This is a genomic window from Neobacillus sp. SRL179, from assembly GCF_984799095.1.
In genome coordinates this window covers 1,039,661-1,064,385 of the sequence record NZ_OZ481792.1, presented here as the reverse complement: position 1 = coordinate 1,064,385, position 24,725 = coordinate 1,039,661, and the positions used below count along the sequence as shown (strand labels likewise).

General features: G+C 38.7%; 23 protein-coding genes and 1 riboswitch. Of the genes, 10 read left to right on the top strand and 13 right to left on the bottom strand.

Annotated features, from left to right (window positions below; all coding sequences use genetic code 11):
• Window positions 1–218 precede the first annotated feature (218 nt).
• On the bottom strand, window positions 219–1,277 hold the full coding sequence (gene cax, locus AC4E8C_RS05210; RefSeq protein WP_490210831.1) for a calcium/proton exchanger: 1,059 nt from the start codon (window positions 1,275–1,277) through the stop codon (window positions 219–221).
• Between the two features lie 193 nt (window positions 1,278–1,470).
• Between cax and AC4E8C_RS05205 the strand changes: the two genes are divergently transcribed.
• Together AC4E8C_RS05205 and AC4E8C_RS05200 are read left to right on the top strand one after the other, a co-directional pair.
• Window positions 1,471–2,646 carry an MFS transporter gene (locus tag AC4E8C_RS05205; RefSeq protein WP_490210830.1) on the top strand — a complete coding sequence of 392 codons (1,176 nt, stop codon included), beginning with the start codon at window positions 1,471–1,473 and terminating at the stop codon, window positions 2,644–2,646.
• Between the two features lie 497 nt (window positions 2,647–3,143).
• Window positions 3,144–5,060: a heavy metal translocating P-type ATPase gene (locus AC4E8C_RS05200; RefSeq protein WP_490210828.1), complete on the top strand. Its 1,917-nt coding sequence runs from the start codon at window positions 3,144–3,146 to the stop codon at window positions 5,058–5,060.
• A gap of 252 nt (window positions 5,061–5,312) precedes the next feature.
• On the opposite strand, the gene AC4E8C_RS05195 is transcribed toward AC4E8C_RS05200, so the two are convergent.
• Window positions 5,313–6,149: a YihY/virulence factor BrkB family protein gene (locus tag AC4E8C_RS05195; RefSeq protein WP_490210826.1), complete on the bottom strand. Its 837-nt coding sequence runs from the start codon at window positions 6,147–6,149 to the stop codon at window positions 5,313–5,315.
• A gap of 14 nt (window positions 6,150–6,163) precedes the next feature.
• The gene (locus AC4E8C_RS05190) at window positions 6,164–6,535 is read right to left on the bottom strand and encodes a YtxH domain-containing protein (protein ID WP_490210824.1); all 372 of its coding nucleotides are present in this window, start codon (window positions 6,533–6,535) and stop codon (window positions 6,164–6,166) included.
• 210 nt (window positions 6,536–6,745) lie between these two features.
• Between AC4E8C_RS05190 and AC4E8C_RS05185 the strand changes: the two genes are divergently transcribed.
• Window positions 6,746–6,970, top strand: coding sequence for a DUF1128 domain-containing protein (locus AC4E8C_RS05185; RefSeq protein ID WP_490210822.1), 225 nt, complete (start codon window positions 6,746–6,748; stop codon window positions 6,968–6,970).
• A gap of 44 nt (window positions 6,971–7,014) precedes the next feature.
• Here AC4E8C_RS05185 and map read toward each other — a convergent pair whose 3' ends face one another.
• Window positions 7,015–7,764, bottom strand: coding sequence for a type I methionyl aminopeptidase (map, locus tag AC4E8C_RS05180; protein ID WP_490210821.1), 750 nt, complete (start codon window positions 7,762–7,764; stop codon window positions 7,015–7,017).
• A gap of 304 nt (window positions 7,765–8,068) precedes the next feature.
• On the opposite strand from map, the gene AC4E8C_RS05175 reads away from it, so the two are divergent.
• Window positions 8,069–8,401 (top strand): helix-turn-helix domain-containing protein, encoded by a 333-nt coding sequence (locus tag AC4E8C_RS05175; protein WP_490210820.1) that lies wholly within the window; start codon window positions 8,069–8,071, stop codon window positions 8,399–8,401.
• 68 nt (window positions 8,402–8,469) lie between these two features.
• On the opposite strand, the gene AC4E8C_RS05170 is transcribed toward AC4E8C_RS05175, so the two are convergent.
• Both AC4E8C_RS05170 and AC4E8C_RS05165 read right to left on the bottom strand, forming a co-directional pair.
• Window positions 8,470–8,616 (bottom strand): anti-repressor SinI family protein, encoded by a 147-nt coding sequence (locus AC4E8C_RS05170; protein ID WP_490210818.1) that lies wholly within the window; start codon window positions 8,614–8,616, stop codon window positions 8,470–8,472.
• Window positions 8,617–8,645: 29 nt separating this feature from the next.
• Window positions 8,646–8,735, bottom strand: a riboswitch (cyclic di-GMP riboswitch).
• A gap of 461 nt (window positions 8,736–9,196) precedes the next feature.
• Window positions 9,197–9,571: a DnaJ family domain-containing protein gene (locus AC4E8C_RS05165; RefSeq protein WP_490210816.1), complete on the bottom strand. Its 375-nt coding sequence runs from the start codon at window positions 9,569–9,571 to the stop codon at window positions 9,197–9,199.
• A gap of 137 nt (window positions 9,572–9,708) precedes the next feature.
• Between AC4E8C_RS05165 and AC4E8C_RS05160 the strand changes: the two genes are divergently transcribed.
• Window positions 9,709–9,912: a hypothetical protein gene (locus AC4E8C_RS05160; RefSeq protein ID WP_490210814.1), complete on the top strand. Its 204-nt coding sequence runs from the start codon at window positions 9,709–9,711 to the stop codon at window positions 9,910–9,912.
• Window positions 9,913–9,952: 40 nt separating this feature from the next.
• On the opposite strand, the gene hutH is transcribed toward AC4E8C_RS05160, so the two are convergent.
• Both hutH and AC4E8C_RS05150 read right to left on the bottom strand, forming a co-directional pair.
• Window positions 9,953–11,467, bottom strand: a complete 1,515-nt coding sequence (hutH, locus tag AC4E8C_RS05155) for a histidine ammonia-lyase (RefSeq protein ID WP_490210812.1) — start codon at window positions 11,465–11,467, stop codon at window positions 9,953–9,955.
• Between the two features lie 228 nt (window positions 11,468–11,695).
• Window positions 11,696–13,885: a DNA topoisomerase III gene (locus AC4E8C_RS05150; RefSeq protein WP_490210810.1), complete on the bottom strand. Its 2,190-nt coding sequence runs from the start codon at window positions 13,883–13,885 to the stop codon at window positions 11,696–11,698.
• Between the two features lie 264 nt (window positions 13,886–14,149).
• Between AC4E8C_RS05150 and AC4E8C_RS05145 the strand changes: the two genes are divergently transcribed.
• Window positions 14,150–15,415 (top strand): MDR family MFS transporter, encoded by a 1,266-nt coding sequence (locus AC4E8C_RS05145; protein WP_490210808.1) that lies wholly within the window; start codon window positions 14,150–14,152, stop codon window positions 15,413–15,415.
• Window positions 15,416–15,496: 81 nt separating this feature from the next.
• Window positions 15,497–16,729, top strand: a complete 1,233-nt coding sequence (locus tag AC4E8C_RS05140; protein ID WP_490210806.1) for an aminopeptidase — start codon at window positions 15,497–15,499, stop codon at window positions 16,727–16,729.
• Between the two features lie 691 nt (window positions 16,730–17,420).
• On the opposite strand, the gene AC4E8C_RS05135 is transcribed toward AC4E8C_RS05140, so the two are convergent.
• The 3 genes from AC4E8C_RS05135 to AC4E8C_RS05125 are packed head-to-tail and all read right to left on the bottom strand — an operon-like array spanning window position 17,421 to window position 19,608.
• Complete coding sequence (locus AC4E8C_RS05135) at window positions 17,421–18,614, bottom strand: hypothetical protein (RefSeq protein WP_490210805.1); 1,194 nt, start codon at window positions 18,612–18,614, stop codon at window positions 17,421–17,423.
• 14 nt (window positions 18,615–18,628) lie between these two features.
• A complete protein-coding gene (locus AC4E8C_RS05130) occupies window positions 18,629–19,015 on the bottom strand; it encodes a DUF6114 domain-containing protein (protein WP_490210803.1) in 387 nt (128 codons plus the stop codon).
• A gap of 17 nt (window positions 19,016–19,032) precedes the next feature.
• Window positions 19,033–19,608, bottom strand: a complete 576-nt coding sequence (locus AC4E8C_RS05125) for a DUF6230 family protein (protein WP_490210801.1) — start codon at window positions 19,606–19,608, stop codon at window positions 19,033–19,035.
• A 198-nt stretch (window positions 19,609–19,806) separates the two neighbouring features.
• Between AC4E8C_RS05125 and AC4E8C_RS05120 the strand changes: the two genes are divergently transcribed.
• The 3 genes from AC4E8C_RS05120 to AC4E8C_RS05110 all read left to right on the top strand — a co-directional run bounded on the left by AC4E8C_RS05120 (window position 19,807) and on the right by AC4E8C_RS05110 (window position 22,504).
• Complete coding sequence (locus AC4E8C_RS05120) at window positions 19,807–21,309, top strand: response regulator transcription factor (RefSeq protein WP_490210799.1); 1,503 nt, start codon at window positions 19,807–19,809, stop codon at window positions 21,307–21,309.
• Window positions 21,310–21,425: 116 nt separating this feature from the next.
• Entirely contained in the window at window positions 21,426–21,815 is a 390-nt protein-coding gene (gene mscL, locus AC4E8C_RS05115; RefSeq protein ID WP_490210797.1) for a large-conductance mechanosensitive channel protein MscL, read from the top strand.
• Between the two features lie 50 nt (window positions 21,816–21,865).
• A complete protein-coding gene (locus AC4E8C_RS05110; protein WP_490210796.1) occupies window positions 21,866–22,504 on the top strand; it encodes a Bax inhibitor-1/YccA family protein in 639 nt (212 codons plus the stop codon).
• A 41-nt stretch (window positions 22,505–22,545) separates the two neighbouring features.
• Here AC4E8C_RS05110 and AC4E8C_RS05105 read toward each other — a convergent pair whose 3' ends face one another.
• Window positions 22,546–23,055, bottom strand: a complete 510-nt coding sequence (locus tag AC4E8C_RS05105) for an RNA polymerase sigma factor (protein WP_490210794.1) — start codon at window positions 23,053–23,055, stop codon at window positions 22,546–22,548.
• A 97-nt stretch (window positions 23,056–23,152) separates the two neighbouring features.
• Entirely contained in the window at window positions 23,153–24,487 is a 1,335-nt protein-coding gene (locus tag AC4E8C_RS05100; protein ID WP_490210793.1) for a polysaccharide biosynthesis protein, read from the bottom strand.
• Between the last annotated feature and the right edge of the window lie 238 nt (window positions 24,488–24,725).

The window sequence follows — 24,725 nt, the reverse complement described above, 5'->3', positions numbered from 1 at the left end:
CTTCAACACTCGTGTTTTTCTACTTAACTAAACATGAAGGTTGGTGATTAATGGTCCCAAAGAACAACGATTGATTTTGTATCCTTTTGAGTTGCTGTTTCATTATAACATACAGCAATGGTGATTTACCCCTTACATTTAAAAGTAAAATGTTGAAAAAAAAAGAGACTCTAGGCCATTTCGGCTTAGAGTCTTTGTTATATAAGAAAAGAAAACCTTTATAGTAGGAAAAATCCAATTCCCATAATTACATAGGCCGCAAGCAAGGTCAAACCCTCGAACCAGTTTGATTCTCCATCATTGGAAATGACCACCATTAGGAGAACGGATGATACCATTGCAATGAGTTCTTGCCAGCTAAATAATAGTGGCATGGACTGTTCAAAGAATAGAGAAATCAGGACGAGTACTGGTAAAACGAACATGGCCACTTGTAAGGTAGATCCAATTGCAATTTCTACCGCAATATCCATTTTATTTTTAAAAGCCATAAGTACAGCGGATGCATGTTCCGCAGCATTCCCCACGATAGCAACTATAATTACCCCAATAAACAATTCAGACCAACCAAACGTCTCTCCTACATATTCAAACGTATGTACAAGATGCTCGGAAATATAGGCAACAGCAATAGTCGCAATAAGAAGAACAGCGATTGCTTTTCCTTTTCCCCATTCTGGTTCTTCTTCCTCATGAGTCGTATTTTGAGAGTCCGACTGATAAACCCCGCGATGGGTGACGAGTTTAAAGAATAGGGCGGCTAAATAAAGGACAATCAGAATAACTGATATACCAATACTTAAGGATAAGGTTTTAGGCTCGCTCATATTCATTGAAAAAACCTCTGGAATGACAAAGGCAATAATGACAGCAAACATCAGTAAACCGGAGTTATGACGGGCATCATAAACATTAAATTCCTGTCGTTTGAATTTTAACCCGCCAATAAAAAATGATAGACCAGCCACCAATAATAAGTTCCCTAAAACGGAACCCGTTAATGAGGCTAGAACGATGCCCACGAGTCCTGCTTTTAGTGAAAAGATGGAGATAATAAGTTCAACCGCATTACCGAAGGTTGCATTTAAAAGCCCCCCTATACGCGGTCCTGCCACAATCGCCAAGCTTTCTGTTGCCCTTCCCATATAGCTAGATAATGCAACAATCGTTAAACAATACAAAATAAAGAGCACAATATTTGACCAATGCATCATGGTTCCAATTACGGATAATGGTACACCAATAAACGTCATTAGCATAAAAATTTTATTTGCCACTGCATTCCCTCCATGAATAAATTCTTACCCGCCATTTTTTCTATTAAACATATTGTTTACACTCGGACCTTAATTTACCTAAAAAAGAAGAAAATGTCTAGGTAACATTTCCCTTGCAATTAAAAGGATTTCTCGTTACCATCATTTAGGAACTATGTACCTGATGAACGTTTTGTAGAAGTGAGGAAGCTAAATGAATAAAACAAATTTACGTTTCTGGATTCTGGTTAGTATTGTGGCTGTATCTGGATTTTCTCAAGGAATGCTGCTTCCCCTCATTGCCGTTATTTTTGAACAAAGTGGAATTTCCCCCTCATTAAATGGCTTTAATGCGACAGCCCTTTATATTGGAATCCTTTTAGTCTCACCATTTATGGAGATGCCTTTAAGGAAATATGGGTATAAACCAGTAATTATTTTCGGCGGGGGATTGGTTGTGGTTTCCTTAGCCTTATTTCCACTTTGGAAAACATTTTGGTTTTGGTTTTTATTACGGTTACTGATTGGAATTGGGGATCATGCTCTCCACTTTGCTACACAAACGTGGATTACCGTTTCCTCGCCAGCTGCTAGACTGGGGCGGAATATCTCCTTATATGGATTATTTTTTGGAATTGGATTTGCAACCGGCCCATTAATGACTCCATTGGTAAATGTAAATCCTTCCCTTCCTTTTATTGTCTCGTCAATTCTTTGTTTAATTGGCTGGGGATTTGTATTTTCATTAAAAAATGAATTTCCTCAACAAGATGTTAGCATTAACTCTTTTCTTGCCACCGTCAAACAGTTTAGAAAGGCTTTAAAATATGGCTGGGTCGCTTTTTTACCACCATTTTCATACGGATTTTTAGAATCTTCCTTAAACGGCAGTTTCCCCATTTATGCCCTAAGAATGCATATTAATGTTTCGAGTGTCTCGATTATGTTATCTGCTTTTGCAATTGGAAGTCTCATTACCCAGCTTCCTTTAGGGATATTAAGTGACCAGTACGGTCGGAGAAATATTTTAATGTCTATCCTTTTTATCGGCTTTTTTAGTTTTACTGCTGCAAGCGTTCTAGAACAATCCATTGTTGGTTTGTTTATCACGTTCCTGATATCCGGAATGGCTGTCGGTTCAACTTTTTCACTAGGCATTAGTTATATGACGGATCTCGTTCCAAAACAACTATTACCAACGGGGAATTTAATGTGCGGAATCTTTTATAGTCTCGGAAGTTTAAGTGGACCAATAATAGGCGGCTTGTTTATTAAAAATTTTCAACAGATTAGTTTCTTCTACATTATAAGTACGATGCTTCTAACGGTCTCATTCATTATCTTTATTTTTGGAAGAAAAGCCTATCCCTCATTTGAACAAAATTCTTAATATGGAGATAGGGCAAATTCATATCTAAAGCATAAAATGTGTGATAAAATAAAAGAAAAATAAATTCACCTAAGAATGCCGCTGTCATCAATTGATGACAGCTTTCGTGTTTTTTAGGGGTACTGACTTTGATTATTTTTCTCAATTAGATAAAAAAGCGGAAGCGCCCTGGTCAGCGGCGTATGGGCTGGAGCGCTCCAACTGAGATAAGGTGAAACTTCAATCAGCGAACGTACTTCTCGCTGATTGTTAGTTGAACCGATCGGGTTCTTACGGGCAGTTGAGAATCTACTGCCCGTTAAACGCGATAAAGGAAACACGAAGAGCGTTAGCGATTCGATGTTGACTTATCGTAGGGCGGAGAGCGTTAGCGATTCTGTGTTGACTTATCGTAGGGCGGAGAGCGAAGGACATTAGCCGCTAGGGCGCTGGAGCTAGACAGATAGAAAAGCGTAAGCGCCCTGGTCAGGGTTAGCAAAAAATAAGGGGGAGAAACCATGAGTTCGGAAGCAAAGCTTATCACGAAGGGAATTCAAGAGGTTAGTTTACTGGAAAAAATCAAACCACATGCCGAATTGATTGCTGCAGGATTGAGTGGTGTTTTAATAGTAGCTGGCTGGCTTTTTGATAAATATGGTTACAGTGTTGAATCAATCATTGGCTATCTGCTGGCATTTGTGATAGGTGGATTTGCCAAGGCAAAGCAAGGAATTGAGGCTACGTATGAAAATAAAGAATTAAACGTGGAAATGCTGATGATTTTTGCAGCGGTTGGTTCTGCCATTATTGGTTACTGGACAGAAGGAGCCATATTAATCTTCATTTTTGCCGTCAGTGGTGCTCTAGAAACCTACACCATGAATAAAAGTCATAAGGAAATTTCCTCTTTAATGAACCTGCAGCCAGAAGAAGCCTGGCTGATTACAAATGGGCAGGAAAAACGGATTGCCGTTACCGAACTTCTTATCGGGGATCATATCCTAATCAAACCGGGTGAACGAATCCCTTCTGATGGCGTTATTATTAAAGGTCAAACCAATATTGATGAAGCTGCCATTACAGGAGAATCCATGCCGGTCTCAAAAAGTGAACAAGCGGAAGTTTTTGCAGGAACAGTGAATATGACAGGTTCTATTACCGTAAATGTCACAAAAGAAAGCACAGATACGCTTTTTCAAAAAATAATCCAGTTGGTCCAATCAGCCCAAAGTGAAAAGTCGCCTTCCCAACTATTTATTGAGCGTTTTGAGGGGACCTATGTGAAAGTGGTCTTGCTTGTTGTCATCGCCATGTTCTTTTTACCCTATTTTCTACTAGGCTGGAGTTGGCATGAGTCCTTTTACCGTGCAATGATATTATTAGTGGTTGCCTCTCCGTGTGCGCTTGTGGCCTCCATCATGCCGGCAACCTTATCGGCGATTTCAAATGGTGCTAAGCATGGCATATTAGTAAAAGGCGGAGTTCATTTAGAAAATCTAGGTCATTTAGGGGCGATCGCTTTTGATAAAACGGGAACTTTGACTAAAGGAAAGCCTGAAGTTACAGAAGTAATTGTTAAAAAAGGATTGGATCCAGAGGACATCATTTGGAAAGCAGCTTCTATTGAGAACCTTTCCAACCACCCGCTCGCTGTTGCTATCGTAAATTACGCTAAGCAGCAACTTAAAAAAGATTTATTTCATCCAGACAGCCTAGAGGATATTCCTGGCTGGGGTGTCAAAGCACAAATAAACGGGGAGAATTGGAAAATTGGTAAAGCCGCTTTTGTTGGCAAAGATCAGGTGGATCAATTTTCAGATGGGAAAGCACAAGAATTGGCCAGTGTAGGTAACACCCTTGTCTTCGTCGAGATTAATGAAGAACTATGTGCCATGATTGCAATGAAAGACGTTGTTCGGGAAGAAACAAAACTAGCCATAGATGGCCTAAGAAAACAAGGCATACAAACGGTTATGCTAACGGGCGATAGTGATAAAACGGCCCGTGCGATTGCAGCTGAGTGTCATGTTGATAAATTTTTTGCAGAATGCTTGCCTGAGGAAAAAGTCGAGCAACTCAAACAATTGAAGGAAAAATATAAAACAGTGGCGATGGTGGGCGATGGCATTAACGATGCCCCGGCATTAGCAATTGCCAATGTGGGCATCGCCATGGGTGGCGGCACGGATGTAGCCCTTGAAACAGCTGACGTGGTCTTAATGAAAAATGATCTTCCTCGAATTGCTGAAGCCATCCACCTTTCACAGCGTATGAATAAAATTATTAAACAAAATGTGATCTTCTCCATTCTGGTCATCATGCTGTTAATCTCGTCCAACTTTTTTCAGCTGCTTGATTTACCCTATGGAGTCATTGGCCATGAAGGCAGCACCATTTTAGTCATACTCAATAGTCTCCGATTATTAAAATCATAAAATAAATTGTATAACAAAAGCTGGGTGTGCGTTTACACCCAGCTTTTCCTATTAGAGTAACACTTAGTGGTATCCGTTTGAACCGTTTGCAGAACCGGACGTTTTGTTTCCTTTACTGCCTTTACCTTTTTGCTTAGTGCCGCCATCTTTTTTTGTGTGTTTGGTCATTTTGAAAACCTCCCTTTTTAATGTGGAGTTAAAAACACCACAATCATAGTTTGGGCAAAGGGAAGACTTTCATGAAGGAAAGTATTAGCAGTTCGTCTTATTTTTTTCACTATAAAAGGCGTTGATTTCTCCACCCAGAATGATGATGAATGCAGATAAGTATAGCCAAATCATTAAGACAATAATTGCCCCAATACTACCATAAGTAAGCGAATAGTTACTAAAATTTCCTACATAAAAAGATAAACCAAATGATGTTAGAATCCAGCCAAAGGTAGCAAATATTGCACCAGGAAAAGCACTTCGACAACGGAATTTCACATTTGGCGCAATCCAGTATAAGCCTGTAAAAATGATAAATAAAATGATTGTACTTCCAAGCCAGCTCAGAGCGTTCCACAATTTAATAAATTCCTGAGTATAACCCATTTTGGAAAATAAAAAAACGCCAATTTCTTTACCAAAAATCGGAAGAACAATGGCAAGAAGAAAAACAAAAATCATTGCAAATGTTAACAGAATAGCCATTCCTCGAGATACAATGAACGAACGGCTTTCCTTTACATTGTAAGCCTTATTAAAGGCTCTCACAATCGCATTAATTCCGTTTGAAGCAGACCAAATGGTACCAATGATTCCGAACGAAAGCAAGCCGCCGTTCTGGTGATCCATAATCTCATTTATATTTTTCTCGATTAAATCCATCGCTTCATCTGGTGCAAAGTCCTTAATCATACCGAGCATATCCTGATGTGGAATCGGAATATAAGGCAATAATGTAAATAAAACAATCAAGAGTGGAAACAAGGAAAGAAGAAAAAAATAGGCAAGTTGTGCACTTAAGCCAGGAATATCATCTTCTTCAATCCTGTGCCAAAGTAATCTCAGTAATGAAGAGCGTACGTTCGCTTCCTTGTTCATATACTACCTCCTTCTTAATTGATGATTTTTCTCCCTTCTACAACATCTTCTAAAAGATCAACCTCTTCATTTTCTGTAAAGGCCTCTTTGGTTTCTTTGATCATTCCGGTTACTTGTGGTGTAAGTTCCTTTAACTCATCCACCTTATCTGTAATAAAGACAATATCTTCACTGACTTGTTCAAAGGTATTGCGGATTTTATCAGCAGTTTCCTTTACCTTTTCAGTTACTTCATCAGGATGTTTCACTAAGTAGGCTACTTTGCTAGAAGTCCTTTGGACGTTCTCCTTCATAGTCTCACGAGTATGCTTGTCCAATAAACTGATAGCACCACCTGCTAAAGCTCCAAGCAGAATACCCTTCCAAAATTGATTTTTCCTCGTCATCTTAACCTCTCCTTTATGTAACGTAATATCATAAATGTCGATATAAGAAAATAATACCATTAAATATATTACCATTTATTTTGCTTTATCAAACATTTCTATATAGGTTTGCTAGTTCACTTTCCTCCATTTCTTTGGGTAAACTATATATTGACAGATACTTTTTAACATGAAAAGATGGAATCATTACTTTCGAAAAGGGTGACCAAGATGAATTTGTCAGAAAAATCCGTGGAAAATGTTGAATACATGATTGAACAAATTAAGGGAAAGTTAAAGGTCCTTAACCTTGGAGCCATTAAACCATCTCACTTTGATGAAGAGATGTATGAAGAACTAAAGGAAATTTACGATTTAGTGCAAAAAAAGAATTCCTTTAGTCCTAATGAAATGCAGGCATTGGTTGAAGAGCTAGGAAATCTTAGAAAAAGATAAAAAACAAAAACCCGGTCATTCCAAGGAATGACCGGGTTTTCGTTTTATTTTTGCTCAGTAAGGATGATGGGGCCATCCTTTGTAACTGCTAGTGTGTGCTCATATTGTGCTGAGTTTTTACCATCGATCGTTCTTGCAGTCCAACCATTATCATCCATTTTTGTTTGATAACGGCCGATATTTACCATCGGTTCAATTGTAAATACCATACCTTCTTTAATTCTTGCCCCTTTTCCTGGCAACCCATAGTGAGGTACATCTGGTTTCTCGTGCATCACTGTACCAATACCATGGCCGATAAAGTCACGTACAACAGAAAGACCTTCACTTTCCACATAGGTTTGAATGGCGTGGCCAATATCTCCAATTCGATTACCCACTACTGCTTGTTCTATCCCTTTATATAGAGCTTCTTTAGTCACTTTTAATAAATGCTCGTTTTCCTCAGAAATCTCACCGACTGCATAGGACCAAGCCGAATCAGCCAATGCCCCATTGTATCTAACAACCATATCTATTGTGACAATGTCACCTTCTTTTAATGGTTCCTTCCTTGGAAAACCATGGCAAATTTCGTCATTGATACTCGCGCAAGTAGCATATTCATACCCTCTATAACCGACTTGTTCAGGTATTGCATTATTTTTTCGTAAAAAATCATTGACGAACAATTCAATATCCCATGTAGTGATTCCTGGTTTTATTAATTTTGCAATTTCTTTATGACAAGCAGCAAGAACTTTGCCGGCCTCATTCATGGCTTCAATTTCACGTTGTGATTTTAAGACAATCATTTGTTTCCCTACCTTTAGCATATATTTATATTTATCTTTATATAATACTGAGCATTAAACCTTCTGTTACGCATTTCCTTTACATTCTGTTTGCAGCACTCTTTAATATTAACTCTATCTTCCGTTTTTTTCAAAAAACAATCATGAGTGCCCTAAATGTTCATTTTTTTGTAATATTACCTCGTTCTTTATATGGTACTTTTTCATTCATTTTGGTAGAATGAACATATAAATTAATCCCCCTTTTTTCGAAGAGGGAGAGTTATTCCGGAAAATTAAAAAATAATTAGGTGTGTGAGACTCAATGATCGGTGACCGCGTTAAAAAATTTCGCTCAGAAAAGAAAATGTCACTATCCGAACTGGCTGAACAAGCAGGGGTTGCTAAATCCTATTTAAGTTCACTTGAAAGGAACTTACAAAAAAATCCTTCTATCCAGTTTCTCGAAAAAATAGCTGCTGTCTTAAATCTCCCTGTCGAACATTTGATTCATGAACAAATTGATCGGGATGAATTAGATACTGATTGGATGAATCTTGTAAAAGAGGCTATGAATTCTGGTGTTTCCAAGGATCAATTTCGCGATTTCCTAGAATTTAATAAGTGGCGTAATAATAATCAAACGAATGACAACTAAGTTGAATATGATAAAAAAAGCATTCTACAAAATTTGACAGATTTTGTAGAATGCTTTTCTTTTCTATTTTAGTATGTACTTGATGGTTCTTCATGACTATCACGTGTAAGGAAATCTCGAACATCTTCAATTGATAGTCCAATTTGCCTTGCCTCTAATATGAGCGTTATCCATTCCTGATCGATTACATCCACTTCTCTTTCTGTAATAACCATTTTTCTCACTCCCAAAATACATTCGTATTCCAGGTAGCCCGGCCACCATAGCAAATACCCCTCGCCTTAGATCCTCGGCTTTGCGTCCCTGCTTTTCAACAGGTTTGCCTTTTTCTGCCTCCCATACAACTTGAGCCACCAATTGCTTTATTCCCATTATCTACTAGGTCCAAATACTTAATCCTTTAACGATACCTCCATTATATATAGTCCTTTTATAACAGGGTGTTAGATTTTGTCATTTATATTAATTTTCTAACTGCTTTTTATTACATTTTTTTCCAAGATTCTACATATCATTTTAACTGAATATTCAAAATAGTTGTTATTGAAATTTGTCTATTTGATGACAATTAACATATAATGTAAACAATATACGCGAACACCTAATGTTGTAAATTAATTTCTATCGTGAGGGGGAGAGTAATGACTGTCATTCATGTTTTAAATTTTTCTATTCCTATTGCTTTCATTGTTTTTGCAGGTTATTTTCTAGACAGAATGTGCAAACCTGGAAAACAAGAAGAAAAAGCTGGAGATGAATGAGATTTCCCACAAATCAACCAGCTTTTATTCCTTTTTAGGTCATTTTATTTCGAACCTTCAACTCATAATTTTTAAAAATAGAGGAATTTGTTTTCACACCCCGTTTTGACATCAACCGGTTAAATCGAAGCAGTTTTTCATTTAACTTATTTTGAAGATTTACCTTTTCAACATTGTCATCACATTTTTTGATTAAATCCTCTATGCTCATCATTTCTTGGCGCAAACGTCCTTCTTCCTTCGTGTAACCGGCATTTTTCATTACTTTATAGGCCATCCGCAATTCCTCAGGAATTCCGGACAAATCCTCCAGCTGCAATGGTTTCCCCAATCCAGGAAGATGATCAAATTCACCTTCTTCATAAGCCTTTTTTATCCGATCCTCTGAGATTAAATGGAAAAGATCCAATTTGCGGCCCCCTTTTTAACCATATTTGTTTTATTATATCAATTTCTTCTCTCTAGATGAATTGATAATCAACTACCAAGTGATATTTTAGTGTGTGGATGGGAATGCTACTTACGAAGACGAAAGGAGTGTTAACCATGGCACGCGGAGAACATTTTGAACACAAGAAAAAAAATCATCCTGGTGATTTTCCTGAGGACAGTCTTACGGAAAAGCATGTAAAAGAAGCGATTGGGGATGAAGAATTAATTGTAACCCAAGAAGCTTTTAAAAATAGAGTCGAAAATGAAGAAGAGCAGCGGGTTGATACAGGACGTTGGCTTCCAAATCATATGAAGTAAAAGGCGTGAATTTTCACGCCTTTATTTTCTTGTTCTCTCCTTATTGCACACTTATATTCTTGATTAATTGGTGAATTTCGATGGTCTTTAACCAGTTCGCTGCTACTTCAATATCATTTGCGAAAACACGGTCTTTGCTGATGGTTGGCACTTGTTCCCTGCCTTTTTCATAAAGCAGCTTTGTCTTACTAGCCATTTGATCTACTCCGCGAATTTCCACTGCCTGCATTGCACATATTAATTCAATAGCGAGGACTCTTCTTACATTTTGGATAATTTGGTAGGCATGCCTGGATGCGATTGTACCCATGCTGACATGGTCTTCTTGGTTTGCTGATGATGGAATCGAATCCACACTAGCTGGATGTGCCAGAGTTTTATTTTCAGATACAAGAGCAGCCGCTGCGTATTGCATAATCATCGCTCCTGATTGCAAACCTGGCTGTGGGCTTAAAAATGGCGGCAAGTCATTTAGCTGTGGATTGACTAATCTTTCAATTCGTCTTTCCGAAATATTTGCTAGTTCAGCCATCGCAATCTTCATAAAATCCATTGCAAATGCAATGGGCTGACCATGGAAATTACCGCCAGAAATAACCTTTTCTCCATCATCAAAAATTAATGGATTATCGGTTGCTGCATTCATTTCTATCTCTAACTTTTCTCTAACATAATCTAGTACCTGCCAAGACGCACCATGCACTTGGGGAATACACCGTAATGAATAGGCATCCTGGACTCTTAACTCACCTTGTTGTGAGGTTAATAAGCTATCGCTTAAGTAGTCACGGATTCGCGCTGCAGTTTCTATTTGCTGTTTATAGCCCCTTGCAATATGGACCTCCTCGCTAAAGGCATCGATGATCCCATTCAACCCCTCCATTGTCATCGCAGCAATTAATTCACCCTCATAAGCCAGTTGTTCTGCTTCTAAATAACCGACCACACCCATAGCTGTCATGGCTTGCGTGCCATTAATTAGAGCTAGCCCTTCCTTGGCTTCTAGTGTGACGGGGAGAATTCCTTCTTGTTTAAATGCTGTCATTGAGTCGATACGATTTCCTTTATAAAACACCTCGCCTTCCCCAATTAAAACCAAAGCAAGATGGGATAGTGGTGCAAGGTCCCCGCTAGCTCCAAGTGATCCTTGCTGTGGAATCACGGGGATAATGTCCTTATTTACAATATCCAATAATTTTTCAATCACGAGAGGTCTTATTCCTGAATAACCCTTCAATAAGGCATTAGCCCGAAGAAGGACCATTGCTTTGGCGACAACTTCTGGAAAGGGTTCCCCTACCCCACAGGCATGGGAACGAATCAAATTTAACTGCAAGTCTTGAACATGTGCTTTATCAATTAATACATCACTAAATTTCCCAAATCCAGTTGTAATTCCATAAACCACCCTTGATTCAGAAACAATTCTTTCCACTGCATTCCTGCTCTTAAGTACGGCCTCTATACTTGTTTCTGAAGCTTGAACCTTTTCTTTTCGATATAAAACTGCTTTCATTTGCTCTAAAGTTAAACTGCTGCCTGTTAAGGTGATCATAATGCCACTCCTCTACCAATTTAGTACAATAAAGAAAGAGGCTGGAATCCTCATCAATTCAGATTTGGATTCCAGCCTCTTTTATGGTTATAAATAAATGATGACTCTTAATATGGGGATGTCCCATGGGTATCATTCCATTCTAAAAACTATCTTATCAATAATTATTGTATGTGAAAAAATCTTTGTCTGTCAATTTGATTTTCCCAAATTTTAGCATCATAAGATTTATTTTAGATTTAACTTCTTTAAAGCATCCGCCAATGCTGTATTAATTGGCTCTTCTTCCTTACTTTGATTCTTCAGATACTTTTGGACCGTCCGTTTATCCACCTTACCGGCAGATTCCTTTTTGCGCCGTGCTTCGAAAGCAGATAGTTTCTCACGATGTCCACATTTACATGCAAAGATTTGTCCTTCGCCTTCACCGCGCAGTTCTAATTTTTTATGGCATTGCGGACAGCGCGCATTTGTGACGCGTGAGACATTTTTGCGATGTCCACATTCACGATCTTGACAAACAAGCATTTTACCTTTTTTGCCGTTTACTTCGAGCATTGGTTTTCCACAGTCTGGACAATTTTTCGCTGAAATGTTGTCGTGCTTGTATTTTTTACTGCTTGACTTTATTTCAGCTACAATTTCCTTGGTATACCTCTTCATTTCACCGATAAACACTTCTTTTTTCAACTTGCCATGAGCAATTTGGTCGAGCTTTTGCTCCCATTCAGCTGTCAATAATGGAGACTTAAGTTCTTCAGGAACTAACTCCAGCAATTGACGGCCCTTAGAAGTAAGATGAATGTCTTTGCCGCGCTTTTCGATTAAAAATGAATTAAATAGCTTGTCAATTATATCAGCCCGTGTCGCCACTGTCCCTAAACCACCCGTTGATTTTAAGGTATCGGCAAGCTGTTTATCCTTAGTTTCCATATACTTCACTGGATTTTCCATTGCTGATAAAAGACTCGCTTCTGTAAATCGTGCCTGTGGTTTTGTTTGACCGGATGTTTGTGCGATTAGATTTACGTTTAATGTATCGCCTTTTTCAATCCGCGGAAAAATCTGTTCTTTTAGGTCATCATTTTCATCTTCGTCTTCCAAGTGATTATTGTAAACTTCTTTCCAGCCAATCGATAAAATTGTTTTTCCTCTAGCGACAAAGTTTTCTTCGCCGATTTTCGCCCGAAGTGTTAATTGTTCATACTCAAATGCGGGGAATAAGACAGCCAGGAACCGTTTTACAACTAAATCATAGATTTTCCGTTCCTTATCTGTAAAAGCTGAAAAGTTCACGTATCCTTCAGTTGGAATGATGGCATGGTGATCAGACACTTTGCTATCATCTACAAATGATTTCGAAGCCTTAATTGGCTTTTTTAAGATTTTATTTGTCAGTAAACGATATTCACCAACACCGCACGCTTTTAGACGCTCTGGAATGGTAGGAACAATATCTGATGAGATAAAGCGTGAATCTGTCCGGGGGTACGTTAACACTTTATGCTGCTCATATAGCTTTTGCATAATATTCAGCGTCTCTTTAGCCGAGTAACCAAATATTTTATTGGCATCACGCTGTAATTCTGTTAAATCATAAAGTCCTGGAGAAAATGACTTCTTCGGCTTCCTTTCAATCTCTGTTACAACAGCATTTTTTGTACCCAATTTTTTCACTACCGCGTCTACGTTCTCTTTATTAAAGCTGCGATTATTCCCTTTTGCATCCTGCCAGGTGAGCTTTAATTTATCGGTTGTCTGTGCCTCAATGCCGTAATAGGTTTGGGGTTTAAAGTTTTTGATTTCTTCCTCACGTGCTGCAATGATGGCTACAGTAGGAGTTTGTACGCGGCCACAGTTGAGTTGTGCGTTGAATCGTGTTGTTAACGCTCTGGTTGCATTAAGACCGATATACCAGTCAGCTTCGGAGCGGGCTACAGCCGAAGCATAAAGGTTTTCGTATGCTTTTCCCGGTTTCAAAGACCTAAATCCATCTTTAATCGCCTTATCCGTAACTGAAGAAATCCATAACCGTTTTATAGGTTTGTTTATCTTCGCTTTAGCAATGACCCAGCGGGCAACTAATTCACCTTCCCGCCCCGCATCAGTAGCAATTATAATCTCCCCTACATCAGAACGAAGTAATTGGCTTTTTACCGAATGAAACTGCTTTCCTGTTTGCTTAATAACGACAAGCTTTAACTCGTTAGGTAACATTGGTAAGTCTTCCAGTTTCCATGTTTTATATTTATCATCATACATCTCAGGATCGGCAAGTGTAACTAAATGTCCAAGCGCCCATGTTACTATATATTTATCTCCTTCTAAAAAGCCATTTCCTTTTTTATGGCAATTTAATACTCGTGCAATATCTCGAGCAACAGAAGGTTTTTCAGCTAAAACTAAACTTTTTTTCACTTTATAAAAACATCCTTTCGGGTTACCCATTGAATTATAATCATAGCACAAAACCTAATATAATTCAGTTTCACAGAGACCTTTAAATAGTAAACCTCTTTTTAATAGTAGGAAAAAATGAGATGTCCCTGCACTTCAGATTCTTAATCTTTTCTAGATTTGTCATTCAATATTTTAAATATGTACCGGCTAATTTTACTTGAGCATTTTTCCAGTTAAATAGTATGATGGGAAGGGCACGAAAATAGAGAAACGAGGAACTTTATGAGGATTAGGGATTGGGATGCAAATTTAAAGGTTCGCTTGTTTTCTGAAGCGATCGTCAACATAACTTATTGGATGTTTTTTCCGTTTTTATCAATCTATTTTGCCGATGAATTCGGCAAAAGTAAAGCAGGGTTATTATTAGTTTTTTCGCAAGTGTTTTCCGTTGCAGCAAATTTAATGGGCGGTTATTGTGCCGACCGATTTGGACGAAAACGAATGATGGTACTTTCAGCCATTGGCCAGGGACTCTCGTACTTTTGTTTTGCTTTAGCAAGCTCTCCGTGGCTTGAATCTCCATGGTTAGGGTTTATTGCCTTTACCATTGCAGGTGTATTCGGTTCATTTTACTGGCCTGCAAGCCAAGCAATGGTAGCCGATGTGGTGGATGAAAAACATCGGAGTGATGTGTTTGCCATCTTTTATACTTCTATTAATATTGCAGTGGTCGTTGGTCCCATTTTAGGATCTATTTTTTATGTCAATTATCGCTTCGGATTGTTGTTATTTGCAGGTGCTGTTTGTATTTTCGTTGGATTGATTTTAGCAAAATGGACAAGGGAAACAGTACCTGTACAAAAACGTGCCTCTAGTGATGGAAAATGGTATTACTTTTTAAGTAATCAGCTCAGGGATTATACCCTAATTGTTAAGGATAAAACCTTTCTTTTATTTATCATGGCGGGCGTCTTAGCGGGTCAGACCTTTATGCAGCTAGACTTATTAATTCCTGTTTATATCAAAGATTTTGTTAGCAGCCAGACTTTGATGACGATCGGCGATTGGTCACTTGTCGTCAAAGGAGAACAGGCCTTTGGGATTGTTTTAGCTGAAAATGGCTTGCTCGTCGCCCTATTCACGGTCTTTGTTACAAGGTGGATGGGTAAGTACTATGAACGAAATGTGTTTGCCCTCTCTTCTGTCGTTTATGCCATCTCTATTGTCATCTTTAGTCAAACACAGTGGATTTGGGGCTTACTTTTTGCCATGGCTATTTTCACATTTGGTGAACTTATGGGGGCTGGTCTGCAGCAAAGCTTTGTTTCTAAACTGGCACCTGAAGAAATGAGGGGACAGTACTTTGCCGCGGCCAGTTTACGATTTACCCTTGGGCGAACCATTGCTCCCCTAGCTATTCCTTTGACTGTTTGGGTAGGCTATGGATGGACTTTCACCATTCTTTGTTTGCTTGCACTGATTAGTGCCGGACTATATTGGGTCATGTTTAATGTATTCGAAAAACAAAAAAGCAGCCAGCCAATGTAATCAAGACATTCGCTTAACGGTTTATTTTTCCATATAAACACGCTACAATATAGAAAGATTCTGAAAAAAGGAGCTATACATATGAGTGAATTTCGAAATAATCTTGAAAAGTATGCTGAGCTTGCTGTTAAGGTCGGCGTAAATGTTCAGCCAGGCCAAACCTTAGTCGTCAATGCGGCCTTAGATGCAGCAGAATTTGTTCGACTGGTTGTCAAAAAGGCTTATGAAATTGGTGCACTAAATGTCATTGTTAATTGGAACGATGATACGGTTACCAAAACAAAATATGACTTAGCTCCAGATGAAGCGTTCAAAGAGTACCCTGTCTGGCGTGCAAAAGAACAGGTAGAACTTGCCGAAACAGGAGCTGCCTTTATGTCTGTCCTTTCATCAAGTCCAGACTTGTTAAAAGGTGTCAATCCTGAACGGATCGCAAACTTTCAAAAGGCGGCTGGAAAGGCGTTAGCTCCCTATCGTAAAGCCGCACAGACTGACAAAATCAGCTGGACTGTTATTGCGGTTCCTTCACAAGACTGGGCTGCTATGGTATTCCCTGATGAACCTGCTGAAAATCAAGTCAATAAACTTTGGGATGCTATTTTTAAAGCTGTCCGAGTAGATACAGACAATCCAGTCGAGGCGTGGAAAAAACATGATGAAACCCTTCATGAGAAGGTACACTACTTAAACGAAAAAAGATATAAAAAGTTGCATTATACTGCTCCAGGTACGGATTTAACAATTGAGCTTCCAGAAAAGCATGTTTGGATTGGTGCAGGCAGTGTAAACGAAGCTGGTTTTGAGTTTATGGCCAACATGCCGACGGAAGAAGTCTTCACTGTTCCATTAAAAACGGGTGTTAATGGCACCGTTGCAAGCACTAAACCATTAAGTTACGGCGGCAATATTATTGACCGTTTCTCGATTACGTTTGAAAACGGAAAAATTGTTGGTGTTCAGGCTGAAGTCGGTGAAGACATCTTGAAACGATTAGTTGAAACAGATGAAGGTTCACATTATCTTGGTGAGGTGGCACTTGTTCCATTTAACTCGCCTATTTCACAATCGAATGTTCTTTTCTTCAATACTTTATTTGATGAAAATGCTTCGAACCATTTAGCGATTGGCAGTGCCTATGCATTCTGTATTGAAGGCGGTAAGAAAATGTCTTCTGAGGAATTAGCAAAGAATGGCCTTAACGAAAGTATCACGCATGTTGATTTCATGATCGGTTCAGCTGAAATGGACATCGATGGTATTACCGCCGATGGAAAGGTAGAACCAGTCTTCAGAGCAGGAAATTGGGCTTTTTAATTCTACAAAAGGAACTGTCCTTACCGATTCGGTAAGGACTTTTTTTATAAATATAACAATGGGCGATCAATCCTATATAGGGATTAGGATTGATTTCTACTTTGTAAACCGATGTAGAGAGGCGCTACGTCGGGATTAGGATTGATTTCTACTTTGTAAACCGATGTAGAATGGGCCTACGTCGGGGTTAGGATTGTTTTTTACTTTGTAAACCGATGTAGAATGGGCCTACGTCGGGGTTAGGATTGATTTCTACTTTGTAAACCGATGTAGAGAGGCGCTACGTCGGGATTAGGATTGATTTCTACTTTGTAAACCGATGTAGAGAGGCGCTACGTCGGAATTAGGATTGTTTTTTACTTTGTAAACCGATGTAGAATGGGCCTACGTCGGGATTAGGATTGATTTCTACTTTGTAAACCGATGTAGAATGGGCCTACGTCGGGGTTAGGATTGATTTCTACTTTGTAAACCGATGTAGAATGGGCCTACGTCGGGGTTAGGATTGATTTCTACTTTGTAAACCGATGTAGAATGGGCCTACGTCGGGGTTAGGATTGATTTCTACTTTGTAAACCGATGTAGAGAGGCGCTACGTCGGGGTTAGGATTAATTTTTAAGTAGTACGCTGATGTAGAATACTTAACTCATAAAAATGGAAAAACTCGGACTGACCTTTCCCAGCTCTTTTTTATGGAGAATAAATAATTGCTCCGTTTTTTTCTTTTTCTATCTTTTCCCGCATTTTATAAAGCTGCTGGATTGGATCTTCAAGCTTTATTTTCCCTAACAGATCTAATAATCCAAGTGATTTTAGAAGGCCTTCCTCTACCTTTTGGAGTTGAGTCATGAGTGTTGTATCATTCGTACAAATCTTACTCAAAGGTAACTTTTTCTCAATCCCCTCATCAATTAATTCGAGCGCTAACTCTTTAGTAATAACTCCCTTTGCATCCTTGACTCGATCACATACCGTTTGAAGCGTTTGGTTTACTGCTTCGGTTGTGCCAGAGACAATAGGTTCCATTGGTTTCGTTACAGGATCAAGCGGTTTTAATACAGGTTCTAATGGTTTAACAACGGGTTCTAGTGGTTTTAAAACTGGTTCAAGTGGTTCTAACACCGGTTCAAGTGGTTCTAACACGGGATCAAGTTGGTCTAGTACAGGCTCCAACGGTTTTGTTATGGGATCTAGTGGTTTGGTGACCACTTCAAGGGAATCTGGAAGCGGATTGGTAATGGTCCCTATTTCATCTGACGGGTCTTCAGCCGTTGAACCAGTCCCACAAAGTAATGGTAAATGGCCGTTTGTTATGTTATCAATTTCTTTATTTACTTGATTTATAGGCAGCATGCTTAAGTCCTGAAGCGTTTTAATTTTCTCAGGCTTTTGATGTGCTGCTTTTCCTGACAATGTACTGAGGGTTAATTGTTCAATCAAGCTATCGACAGATTTCATATAATGTGCTGCCATGGCTACGTCCTCCATTCCCAGTTCCGGAATCGTCTCCCCAGCCTTTATACAAGCCCCTTTAAAAGAAATGGCCGTGGTATCAACGGTCATATCCTTTACCGTAACCGGGCCTTTTGCTTTTAGGCTGACGGTTACAGTACCCTTTGGGGTTTCAATTTGTTTTGTTAATTTCATTCCGTAGATGGCTGCAGATTTATATTGTATCCGCAGCATGGGCTTTCCATCATTTCCGGAAGTCTCTTGTTTCACGATGGTCGCAAACATGCCGGAGCCAACGACCCGGTCCGCCTCGATAATAAAACCTTCGTCCGATGTATTTTCAGCTTTCACACTTTCACCGAGCGAGAACAAAGTCATCATTAGCAGTTGAGTACATAAGCCAAACAAAAGGTACTTGCGTTTCCACCACATGATTTTGCTCCCCTTCAGACGGTATGCGCCGTTTTTTCCATATTATTTGACGGTGTGGCCTTCGCTTTTGCCGGGGCCAGTCTCCACGCCATTAATAATGCACCGCCAATTATTCCGAAAAGGGTTCCAAATAAGAACCCTCCTAATGCACCAATAACAGAAAGAATAGATAGAAAAATGGTAAAGATGCCTAAGATTTTAGAAGCATTGGGAAAAAACAAAGCCACTATTCCAATTAAGGTAATGATCCCGCCAAATAATAATCCAATGACGGCTATCGACCCAGGTAGAAATGTACTTAGATAAAGGTTTAAGGGCACCCATAAAATCATGAGTCCGCTAAGGATCGTGATAGTAGCTCCCCACAAGGGTCTTTTTTTTCGCCACTTTTTAAAGCTCATTCTTGTTATCCCCCCTCCTATTTCTTATCTATTTTTTCAACGGTTAAGCGCATACCATTCATGTTAATGGTTTTTTGAAATAGATAGTGAGTTTTTAATTTTGCGTGTTCTAGTATAATGGTTGAGGAAGTTTGCTGAAATTGCTTTTGCCAGTCATCACTATGTTTTTCTTGGAGGACTAAATTCTGGAATTTAGCATTTGCTTCAATTAACCCCGCATCATGCTGGAGTCCTGTAATTTGCACAGGCTTAGAAGCCGCAATCTTAACACGAATCCAGTCGCCGCCCACTTCAAAATCCTTGTACAATTGGAGATTGTCGATTGTCAGGGTTTCAATTAAATTTGTCCCTTGTGGAGCCGAATCAGAACTGCTCGTTTCACCCATTTTTGGATAAAAGGTGTAATTATTCCCTTCCAATTTATCAAACTCTACATAAAAGTCACCGACGCCTGCTATGGGTACTGCATAGGCAACACCAGAAATACCAAACGAGACTAATAGTAACCCTAACACCAATACTCCTGTAGCTAAGGCCGACCAAAACATTTTTTTACTTGTCGTCCCCTCTAATAGTTCAATAGAACTGTCCATCATACCCCTCCTATTTTCTGAATTTTTAAATAAACTTTCTTTCAGCATACATTCCTTGCATGATGCCGACAATCACGAAAAATATCGGGAAAATAATCAGCCCCCGTTAAATGTCGGGTAAACGCTTTCCAATACGGACATATTGGAAATTTTTTCAACGTACTATATAAAAACGTTGTTGATGGAGGAGGTAGGACAATGAAGCACAAGATGGAACAGCTTTTACTAAAGGGGTTAACTCTCTTAATTGAGCTTAAAAACCCATTTTTAAAAGAATGGAAGGAACAATTATCCACCTTGCAATATAGGAATGAAAATTTAGTAGAAGAGTTTGATTCTATTATTCAAATTGCTGTTTTCAAGGTGTCCGAGGAAAATACCTCTACAGTGGATTCCTTTATTTTTGCCCTGCTGACCGAATGGCAGAATCGTTTTTCCAGTAAATATGATGAATATGAATCAATTTTTCTTTTAACGACTATTGAAAATATTTTTCATAAATTGATTGCCGAAAACCCTAGTACGACATTTCTTGATCACCAAGCCATCCAGGCATTTTTCTCACGGATTCTTGATCAAACCTTTTTATCACAAACGATTGAGGAACCAAATCGAAAATGGATCAAAACCATCATAGCTACGAATGCCGTCCCTATAAAGTGGATGGCTGTAGTAAACAAAGATCAGGAGGAATATCAGGTTGAAACAGTGGTAAGTTCTGCCCGAAACGACGCGAGCAGTGACTTACTTGATATTTGCACAAGTTTAAAGGCAAACAAACTTGACCATCTTTCATTGGCAATTAGCAAATTGATTGGCGCACGTCATAGTGAAGACAGGATTATCCAAATTCCTTGTTTACATGATGTTCTTCTCCTTTGCCTTGAAGATGACACCCGGGTTATTACTGATCAACAAATTGAATTTATTAAGGGTATGTACCTTAGACAATTTAAGCTTCACCAATTGGAAAGTAAGCTAGAATGGAAGGATGCGTCACTGCTTTTTTTACAAAACTTATTATACTCACCGAATGCAGAGGAAGCGGTGAAGGCCATTACCCAGGGATTAGTAAATTATATGCCGTTCACGCGCTGCGCTCTGTTTTTATATAATCACTATGAGGAAAAAGGGGTAGGGGTTTCCGGCTATAATGTAAGCGATACCACCATTCAACAAATTAGGGAAGAAATTTTTACGCTGCCCTTAATTGATCAATATTTACCTAAACTGACCCACTCGCAGCCACTTTATTTTCCAAATGCGGCAGATGTATTGCCCAAAAAATATGTCCATGAGTATCAGTTGAAATCGTTAGTGGTACTACCTATCTATGCGCCAACAAAAAGCAAGCTTCTCGGTATTGCTTTATTGGACCAAGGGATTGATTCCCAATTTGAGCTTTCCATTGAAACAATGACCACACTGATTAAATTTGGCCATTACGCTGGAGAAATGTTGTATTCTATTTGGGACGAAGCACTGCAACAGTTCGGCGGTGCTCAATCCATCCTAACAGTGCGGGAAAGAGAAGTTCTCCAATTAATTGCTAATGGAGCCTCTATTAATGAAGCAGCCTCAAAACTTCATCTTAGCAGCTACACAGTAAGGGACTATGTTTCAGCCATCATACAAAAATTGGCTGCCAAAAACCGAACAGATGCAGCGGTTAAGGCAATCAAAATGAAATTGATTTCATAGCAGTAACGGCAAAACTTCCCCTTCCAATAAATGCTAATTACTTTTTAACCTGTTTCTTTGTTTATAAAAAAGCGATACAATGTACAATTAGGTAAGAAGTATTGGAGGGATTTTTCATGTGGAGTGACTTTAAGAAGTTTGCTATGAAAGGAAACGTGATTGACTTAGCTGTCGGTGTCATTATTGGCGGGGCATTTGGGAAAATTGTCTCTTCCCTTGTTGCAGATATCATCATGCCATTGATAGCATTTTTTATTGGCGTAGTTGACTTTACTGACCTGACATATGGAAAGATAAAATACGGTCAATTTATTCAAACTGTGGTGGATTTTTTCATTATTGCTTTTTCTATTTTTCTCTTTGTAAAATTCATAAATCGTTTTAAAAAGAAGGAAGAACCCGTGAAAGTTGAGGTAAAAGTGGACCGTCAGGAAGAACTTCTCACTGAAATTCGGGACCTATTAAAAGAACAAAAAGATTTTTTTAGAAAAAATGAAACATCTTGACCACTTTTTCGTATATCTTTAGTATCAAATAAATGTAGAGGTGAAAATCTTTGTATACACAAACATCTACTCAATATATGCCCTCCGTTTTACGGACGTTTGCTCTTTCATTGGCAATTGCCTTCTTAGGAACAATGGCAGGCGCTTTTGTTGTACCACCTGGTTTATTTATGCCATTAATGATCTTAGAATTCGTCATGCTGATCACAGCTTTTTTCTTCAGAAGAAGAAAAGCGATTTCCTACTCGTTTCTTTATATCTTTACCTTTATTTCAGGGATCACTTTGTACCCAATCGTAGCTCATTACTTACTAACCTCTGGTGCAAACGTGGTTGTAATGGCATTTGCCAGCACGACCGTTGTTTTTACCGGAATTGCCGTTTACGCAGCAAAATCTAAACAGAATTTCTCCTTCTTAGGAGGATTTCTGTTAGCAGCACTATTAGCATTAGTAGCCATTTCGATTTTTAATATTTTCTTTCCATTAAGTTCAACAGGGATGCTGGCTTACTCTTTTATTGGCGTATTAGTATTTAGCGGTTATGTTCTTTTTGATATCAGCCGAATGAAGCATTATGGCGTAAGAGCCGAAGAAGTACCCCTAATGGCCCTAAATCTTTATTTAGATTTTATTAACCTATTTATTAGTATCCTTCGTATTCTAGGAATTGTTAATAGCAGAGATTAAACCAAAAGGAGCTTGGCACTTGCCAAGCCCTTTTTTTCTAATCAAGCCAGCGATTGCATTTTCGGACGTAATCTTTCCTTTGCCCTTCTCATTCTCGTTTTTATGGTTGACATGGGGAGATTACTTTTCTTTGCGATTTCAAGAAGTGACAACTCTTGATAGTAATAAAGATAGATAGGGTCACGATAAATTTGAGGTAATGTCATTACCTTTTCTGCCATTTGGTTAGCGGAATCTTTATGTAAGACTTCTTCTTCAGGGATGGTCGTGGATTCCAATGTAACGGAATAGGAATAAACCTCTTCCCGCCAAAAATGCTTTGACCTATTTTCTTTACGCCAATAATCCCGGCACTTGTTTACGGCGATGGTAAACAGCCAGCTTTTGTATTTTGAGTGCTCCTTTATAGACGGATATGCTAGATAAGCAGCGAGTAATACTTCCTGATAAAGATCCTCGGCAAGTTCTTTATGTTTTACAAGCGAAAAAATATATTTAAAAATGGCAGTTCCATATTCGATTACGATATTTTCAAAAGATGGTGCGTTCATTTTCTCCGTCCTTCCCTTCAATAAACAACCTACATAGTAATAGACGGTAAGAACAACACCTTCCCCTACACCTAGAAGGATATTTTTAAAAAAACTTTTACCGCTCTGTCGCTTCGGTCACAATCCCCTTCAAAAATATAGAGATTCCAATTTTCTTACAAATCGTTAGATAGTGCATGAGCGCTAATAAAATAGAACCTGTATTCATTCCTATAATAACCCCATTCATCTGCCAATCATGTGAAGAACCAAGCCATAGGATTAAGGCAAACGAAACAACGGTGGACCAAATGATATGAATAAATGCCTCTTTTAGCATATCCATTCCAATCAAAAATGCCTGCATGGGCATGATAAAGAAATGAAATAAGAAAAATGGCCAAAGCAGCTGTAAGTAAACAGCAGGGATTGCTGATTTAAAGAATAAAGATGTTAATTCTGGTGCAAAGAAATAGAAAATCGTCACTGCTGTTATTCCATACAATAGGGTTAATTTCATCACTTGTTGAAGCATCTTTTGTAGGGTAGAATAATCCTTTTCCGAAAACGTTTTAGAGACTGCGGGGATGAGCACAATCATCAAAGAATGCGCAATAAAAGCAGGGAAAAAGCCAATCGACATGGCTACACCCATCAGCAGCCCAAATTGCTCTGTTGCAAATGTACTGGACATTCCTGAGTAAACGAGAGCTGCCTTTATGATAAACGGTTGAATTGCGTTGGTAAACGCCGAAAAAAGTCGTAATCCTGTTGTCGGAATAGACACGGCCATCAAATTTTTTCGGACCACTTTTCGATTCATATTTGAAAACGGCTGTCGCTTCAGCTGCTGAAATTGGATGGTAAACATGTAGAATAAATAAAGGAAAACCACTATTTCACTGCCAATCAGTGCACAAATAGCAATAAGCAGAGCTGACTCTGAATTAAATTCAAAGAAACGAAATAGAATAAACAGACCGCCGAGTTGAATAAATTTCCTAAGAAAGTTAGAAATAGCTATTTTCCCCATCTGCTGAATCCCCATGAAATATCCTCTAGCAACAGATGTAAAGGAAATAACAGGAATAAGGATCATCACAAGCCATCGGACATATGGATGATAGGTATTAAATACAGGAATGAACGGAAGAACGGCGGCAGCTAGTAAAAAAAAGACGCTGGTGAAGATGATCGTAATTGTTAAAGCATGATAAAGGATATTTCGGTGGTAGCGTTCCTCCCTTTCAGCGATGAATTTAGATATGGAAACTTGTAATTCAAAGCTAGACAATAAGACGATTAAAAAAATTGAAGGCAATATAGTCATATAAAGTCCTAACCCATGTGACCCCAATTCTTTCGCAAGAATCATATTAATTAAGACTTCTATTCCTTCACCCAAAAACGCAGAAGCAGCTAGAAAAAAAATCCCACGATAATAAATAGCCAATGTACAATTCCCTCTTTCTTATCTCGCTACTATATTCTTATGAGACAAGTTGTTAGATTAGTAGGGGATTTTTTTAGAAGGAAGCGTCATGATGAAACAAAGTTATCATGTTTGTAAGCTCATTGGGACTATCGCCCACTCATACTTCCTGTCGGCCGCTTTTTTTACCTTTCGTGGTCACTGCACCCTCTCACACTGCCCGTTGACCGGTTTTTTTATCTCTCATGGGCACTGTCAC

Bases quoted from the DNA above. Each gene is read 5' to 3' on its own strand.
- AC4E8C_RS05205 (WP_490210830.1), top strand. From the start codon at position 1,471: ATGAATAAAACAAATTTACGTTTCTGGATTCTGGTTAGTATTGTGGCT.
- AC4E8C_RS05200 (WP_490210828.1), top strand. From the start codon at position 3,144: ATGAGTTCGGAAGCAAAGCTTATCACGAAGGGAATTCAAGAGGTTAGT.
- AC4E8C_RS05195 (WP_490210826.1), bottom strand. From the start codon at position 6,149: ATGAACAAGGAAGCGAACGTACGCTCTTCATTACTGAGATTACTTTGG.
- AC4E8C_RS05190 (WP_490210824.1), bottom strand. From the start codon at position 6,535: ATGACGAGGAAAAATCAATTTTGGAAGGGTATTCTGCTTGGAGCTTTA.
- AC4E8C_RS05185 (WP_490210822.1), top strand. From the start codon at position 6,746: ATGAATTTGTCAGAAAAATCCGTGGAAAATGTTGAATACATGATTGAA.
- map (WP_490210821.1), bottom strand. From the start codon at position 7,764: ATGATTGTCTTAAAATCACAACGTGAAATTGAAGCCATGAATGAGGCC.
- AC4E8C_RS05175 (WP_490210820.1), top strand. From the start codon at position 8,069: ATGATCGGTGACCGCGTTAAAAAATTTCGCTCAGAAAAGAAAATGTCA.
- AC4E8C_RS05170 (WP_490210818.1), bottom strand. From the start codon at position 8,616: ATGGTTATTACAGAAAGAGAAGTGGATGTAATCGATCAGGAATGGATA.
- AC4E8C_RS05160 (WP_490210814.1), top strand. From the start codon at position 9,709: ATGGCACGCGGAGAACATTTTGAACACAAGAAAAAAAATCATCCTGGT.
- hutH (WP_490210812.1), bottom strand. From the start codon at position 11,467: ATGATCACCTTAACAGGCAGCAGTTTAACTTTAGAGCAAATGAAAGCA.
- AC4E8C_RS05145 (WP_490210808.1), top strand. From the start codon at position 14,150: ATGAGGATTAGGGATTGGGATGCAAATTTAAAGGTTCGCTTGTTTTCT.
- AC4E8C_RS05140 (WP_490210806.1), top strand. From the start codon at position 15,497: ATGAGTGAATTTCGAAATAATCTTGAAAAGTATGCTGAGCTTGCTGTT.
- AC4E8C_RS05135 (WP_490210805.1), bottom strand. From the start codon at position 18,614: ATGTGGTGGAAACGCAAGTACCTTTTGTTTGGCTTATGTACTCAACTG.
- AC4E8C_RS05130 (WP_490210803.1), bottom strand. From the start codon at position 19,015: ATGAGCTTTAAAAAGTGGCGAAAAAAAAGACCCTTGTGGGGAGCTACT.
- AC4E8C_RS05125 (WP_490210801.1), bottom strand. From the start codon at position 19,608: ATGGACAGTTCTATTGAACTATTAGAGGGGACGACAAGTAAAAAAATG.
- AC4E8C_RS05120 (WP_490210799.1), top strand. From the start codon at position 19,807: ATGAAGCACAAGATGGAACAGCTTTTACTAAAGGGGTTAACTCTCTTA.
- mscL (WP_490210797.1), top strand. From the start codon at position 21,426: ATGTGGAGTGACTTTAAGAAGTTTGCTATGAAAGGAAACGTGATTGAC.
- AC4E8C_RS05105 (WP_490210794.1), bottom strand. From the start codon at position 23,055: ATGAACGCACCATCTTTTGAAAATATCGTAATCGAATATGGAACTGCC.